General features: G+C 58.2%; 7 protein-coding genes. All 7 read right to left on the bottom strand.

The features are described from left to right. Window positions 1-444, bottom strand: a 444-nt coding sequence (locus tag B3V69_RS16800) for an ABC transporter ATP-binding protein (protein ID WP_296448150.1), incomplete at its 3' end; no start/stop codon positions are given. Window positions 445-579: 135 nt separating this feature from the next. Next, complete coding sequence (locus tag B3V69_RS16795; RefSeq protein WP_296448149.1) at window positions 580-849, bottom strand: STAS domain-containing protein; 270 nt, start codon at window positions 847-849, stop codon at window positions 580-582. A 2-nt stretch (window positions 850-851) separates the two neighbouring features. Beyond that, the gene (locus B3V69_RS16790) at window positions 852-1,490 is read right to left on the bottom strand and encodes an MlaC/ttg2D family ABC transporter substrate-binding protein (protein ID WP_296448148.1); all 639 of its coding nucleotides are present in this window, start codon (window positions 1,488-1,490) and stop codon (window positions 852-854) included. Further along, window positions 1,487-2,308, bottom strand: a complete 822-nt coding sequence (locus B3V69_RS16785) for an MlaA family lipoprotein (RefSeq protein WP_296448147.1) — start codon at window positions 2,306-2,308, stop codon at window positions 1,487-1,489. Before B3V69_RS16785 ends, B3V69_RS16790 begins: the two co-directional genes overlap by 4 nt. Beyond that, window positions 2,305-2,793 carry an outer membrane lipid asymmetry maintenance protein MlaD gene (gene mlaD / locus B3V69_RS16780; protein WP_296448146.1) on the bottom strand — a complete coding sequence of 163 codons (489 nt, stop codon included), beginning with the start codon at window positions 2,791-2,793 and terminating at the stop codon, window positions 2,305-2,307. The genes B3V69_RS16785 and mlaD overlap by 4 nt, the downstream gene beginning before the upstream one ends. 79 nt (window positions 2,794-2,872) lie before the next feature. Then, a complete protein-coding gene (gene mlaE, locus B3V69_RS16775) occupies window positions 2,873-3,655 on the bottom strand; it encodes a lipid asymmetry maintenance ABC transporter permease subunit MlaE (protein WP_296448145.1) in 783 nt (260 codons plus the stop codon). Then, on the bottom strand, window positions 3,652-4,446 hold a 795-nt coding region (locus B3V69_RS16770; RefSeq protein WP_296448144.1), incomplete at its 5' end, for an ABC transporter ATP-binding protein. The genes mlaE and B3V69_RS16770, both read right to left, overlap by 4 nt.

The raw sequence follows: 4,446 nt of genomic DNA, 5'->3' as shown, positions 1-4,446 counted from the left end.
CCGCCGCTTCATGCCACCCGAGAGCTGACGCATATTGGCGCCAGCCTTATCGGCCAGGCCCAGACTGTCCAGCAGCTCATCAATCCAGGCGTCGTTGTTGCGGATGCCGAAGTAGCCCGACTGGAAACGCAGCGCTTCGCGCACGTTGAAAAACGGGTCAAACACCAGTTCCTGCGGCACCACCCCCAGACTGCGCCGCGCCTGGGCGTAGTCAGTCTGGACATCATGGCCCAGCACCGACACTTTGCCTGAATTGGCGCGCGCGAGGCCCGCCAGAATGCTGATCATGGTGGTCTTGCCGGCCCCATTGGGCCCCAGCAAACCAAAGAACTCGCCTTCTTCAATGTCGAGGCTCACGCGGTCCAGCGCGAGGAAAGTACTGCCTTTGGGTCCGCGCGGGGATGGATAGGCCTTGGTGACGGACTGGAAAGAAATTGCGGGCATGAAGGGAACTATTCTAAAGACTTGCGGGACAGACCGGATCCAGAGGGTTTGCGGGACAGACCGTCGTTACGCGACGCGAACAAGCTCTGTCCTCAACATTTCAAACCACAAGCTCTGCCCCCAATTGATTGAGAGTCAAGCCGAAGGCAACAGCTCGGCAATCCCATACAGCGCCGCCAAATCACCCAGGCGGGCGGGTAAACCGCGGACCGAGAAACGCTTGCCCAGGGCCAGGCTCTCGCGCCGGAATTCAAGCAACACGGCCAGCGCTGCCGAGTCAAATCGACTCAACACCGTGGCATCCACCACCACTTCCGGACCCGACTGCGAGCGCAAGCCCTGCACCAGCATGCGCAGGCACGCGTTGGCCTGGGATTGCGTCAACTCTTTTGGCAATACCAGCACAGTCACCCCTTCTTGGCGTTGGCCTTGTTACGGTCGGTCAGGGTCACAATCAAGCCGCTAATGCCTTTGGCATTGATTTCCTGGGCAAATTGGCTGCGATAGGTTTCCACCAGCCACACGCCCAACACATTCAGGTTGTAAATCTTCCAGCCAGCCCCGTCGCCGGGTGTCTTTTCCAGCTTGTAATCCAGTTGAATGGGGTCGCCACGGCCTTTGACCTCGGTACGGACCACCACTTCTTTGTCTTCCGCGGCCGCACGCATGGGCTTGACAAAAATGGTCTGGTCACTGACCTGGGTCAAGGCGCCAGCATAGGTGCGTACCAGCAAAATCTTGAACTCCTCCTGCAAACGTTTTTGCTGTTCAGGGGTGGCCTGGCGCCAGGCTGGCCCCACGGCGGAGGCCGTCATGCGCTGGAAATTCACGTTCGGCATGATCTTGCCATCCACCAATGCAACGATTCGGGACACATTCCCCGCCTGAATCGCTTTATCGGCCTTGATGTTGTCCAGCACATCGATGGACAGGCGTTTGATCAAAGCCTCCGCGGCTTCATCAGCCGCCCTCACCGGCAGGGCCAGCAGGCTGGATGTGCTGACCAGCAGCACGGCGAACAGGCGACTCAAAAAACGACGATTCATGGTTTGACTTTCTGATCGCCGGGAAGCCCGGCATTGCTTGCGGTTTTATTTAAGGTTTCAGCGGGCGTTTCAGCCAAGGCTGGCACCCGTGGCTCGGCCACATCCTGCTGCTCAGTCTCGATTTCTCCCGTGTCTTCTTCGGGTGGGTTACCATCGAAAATCACACTGCGGCGGCGTTGAAGAAACGCGTCGCGGGTGAACGTGTATTTATCCAGCGCCGCCTCTTCAAGTATCGTGGTGGCTTTGAGCAAATCGGCCCTGCTGTCAACGGCACGCAACACCGTGACGCTGTTGCGCGTGGGCACGTGCGCGATGTTGGAAACAAGATCACCCTTCAGATCAACCGGCAGTGCCACCGTATCGCGCAAGGTTGAAGGTCCCAACAAGGGCAACACGAGATAGGGGCCGGGTGCAACCCCCCAATAACCCAGGGTATGTCCGAAATCTTTGGTGTGTTTTTCGATATTCATTTCGGTGGCTACGTCAAGAACACCACCCAGACCGATGAAGGTGTTGACACCAAAACGGAACATGCTGTCTGTCGCAGCTTGCCCTTTGAGTTGCAAGGCGTTGTTCACAAATGACCAGGCATCTTGCAGATTGCCAAAGAAATTATTGACGCCCTGGCGCACCGGCCTCGGCACGACATCCCGGTAGGTGGTCGCCACGGGTTTAAGCAGCGCGGTATCGACCGCATCGTTGAACCGATAGACCCCGCGATTGAACGGCTCCAGCGGATCGCGCCGATTGGCATTGGGTCCACTGGCACAACCTGTGAGCACCAAAAGCACCAGCAGCGCGCGCAAAATTTCTGTCATTTCTTGGCCTTGCTGACGTCAGCGATGCTTCCTTCGGCGGCCTTGCTGTACATAAACTGGCTGATGAGGCTTTCCAGCACTATGGCCGATTGGGTGCTGGAAATGGTATCGCCCGCCACCAGCGTTTTCTCGTCGGCGCCGGGTTCGAGCCCCAGGTACTGCTCACCGAGCAAGCCGCTGGTCAAAATTTTCAGGGAGCTGTCCTTGGGAAACCCATAGCGGCTCTCCATCGCCAATGTCACGCGGGCCTGGAACGATTTGTCATCAAAAACGATCTTTTCGACACGGCCCACCACGACGCCCGCACTTCGGACCGCCGCTTTGGGTTTGAGGCCACCCACATTGTCAAATTTGGCGTTCACCGCATAGCTTTGCTGGAAACTCAAGCTCAACAAATTGGCTGACTGCAGGGCCAAAAACAGGATGGCCACCGCGCCGATCAGCACAAAAAGGCCAACCCACACATCATTCTTAGAGCGCTGCATAAAACATCTTTTTCATCAGTTGAGGACAGAGCTTGTTCGCTTCGCGTAACGGCGGACTGTCCCGCAAGGTTTCAATCAATCAAATCGTAAACATCATGGCCGTCAGGATGAAATCCAGACCAAGAACCGACAGAGACGAGACCACCACGGTTCGGGTGGTCGCGCTGGCCACGCCTTCGGGGGTGGGTTGGGCTTTGAACCCCTGCAACAGCGCGATGAAGGTCACGGTAAATCCAAACACGATGCTCTTGATGACGCCGTTACCGACGTCTTGCCACACATCGACACCGCCCTGAATCTGACTCCAGAACGAACCGCCATCGACGCCAATCATGAGCACGCCCACCGCCCAGCCACCAATGATACCCATGGCGCTAAAGACCGCCGCCAGCAAAGGCATCGTGATGACGCCGGCCCAAAACCGGGGCGCCAGGATGCGTTGCACCGGGTCCACCGCCATCATCTCCATGACGCTGATTTGCTCACCCGCTTTCATGAGACCAATCTCGGCCGTCAGCGAGGTGCCGGCGCGCCCGGCAAACAGCAAGGCGGTCACCACCGGCCCCAGTTCCCGCACCAGCGTGAGCGTCACCAGCAAGCCCAAGGCCGAGGACGAGCCATAGCGCTGCAAAGTGTAGTAACCCTGCAAGCCAAAAACAAATCCAACGAACAGACCAGACACCGCAATGATGGCCAGTGAGTAGTTGCCCAAGAAATGAATCTGGTCGCGGATCAACCCAAAACGCTTCAAGCTACCGCCCAGGGTGGTCAACAGGCGAACGAACAGACGCGCGCCCTGCCCCAGGTCGGCCAACTGGCGGCGCACGGAAAACCCCACATCCCCAAGTTTGTACCAGCTCATGGCGCGACTCCCAAACCAAAATCTTCGTCGATGCTGGGGCCCGGATAGTGAAAGCGCACCGGGCCGTCCGACAAGGCATTGACATACTGGTACACCAGCGGATCGGTGCTTTGCCGCACTTCGTCCGGCGTCCCTTGTGCCGCAATTTTTCCATTGGCCAGGATGATCACATGGTCGGAAATCGCAAACGTTTGCTCCAACTCGTGGGAGACAAAAATACTGGTCAGCCCCATGGAATCATTGAGCTCGCGTATCAAGCGTGCCGCAATAGCGAGAGAAATCGGATCCAGTCCGGAAAACGGTTCGTCATACATCACCAGTTCGGGGTCCAGCGCAATCGCACGCGCCAGCGCAATGCGGCGCGCCATGCCGCCCGAGACTTCACTGGGCATCAAGTCACGCGCCCCGCGCAAGCCCACGGCATTGAGCTTCATCAGGACAATGTCCCGAATCAGGGCCTCGGGCAAATCAGTGTGTTCGCGCAGCGGAAAGGCCACGTTTTCAAACACCGACAGGTCCGCGAACAAGGCACCAAACTGGAACAGCATGCCCATGCGGCGACGTGCGGCGTAGAGTTGCGTCTGGTCCATCGGGGTGACATCTTGGCCATCAAACAACAGCTCGCCTGACTGCGCGCGGTTCTGCCCGCCGATCAGCCGCAGAATAGTCGTCTTGCCCCCCCCTGACGCCCCCATCAGCGCCGTGACCTTGCCACGCGGCACGGACAGGGAAATGTCGTCCAGAATCACCCGCTCGCCGTAACCAAAGGTCAGGTGACGCAGTTCGACAAG

This window comes from Rhodoferax sp. UBA5149 (assembly GCF_002413825.1).
Taxonomy (GTDB): Bacteria; Pseudomonadota; Gammaproteobacteria; order Burkholderiales; family Burkholderiaceae_C; genus Rhodoferax.
The sequence above is the reverse complement of the archived record's forward strand: the minus strand, read 5'-3'. Positions and strand labels throughout refer to the sequence as shown.

Coding starts and splice junctions, on each gene's coding strand:
- B3V69_RS16790 (WP_296448148.1), bottom strand. CDS start 1,490: ATGAATCGTCGTTTTTTGAGTCGCCTGTTCGCCGTGCTGCTGGTCAGC.
- B3V69_RS16785 (WP_296448147.1), bottom strand. CDS start 2,308: ATGACAGAAATTTTGCGCGCGCTGCTGGTGCTTTTGGTGCTCACAGGT.
- mlaD (WP_296448146.1), bottom strand. CDS start 2,793: ATGCAGCGCTCTAAGAATGATGTGTGGGTTGGCCTTTTTGTGCTGATC.
- mlaE (WP_296448145.1), bottom strand. CDS start 3,655: ATGAGCTGGTACAAACTTGGGGATGTGGGGTTTTCCGTGCGCCGCCAG.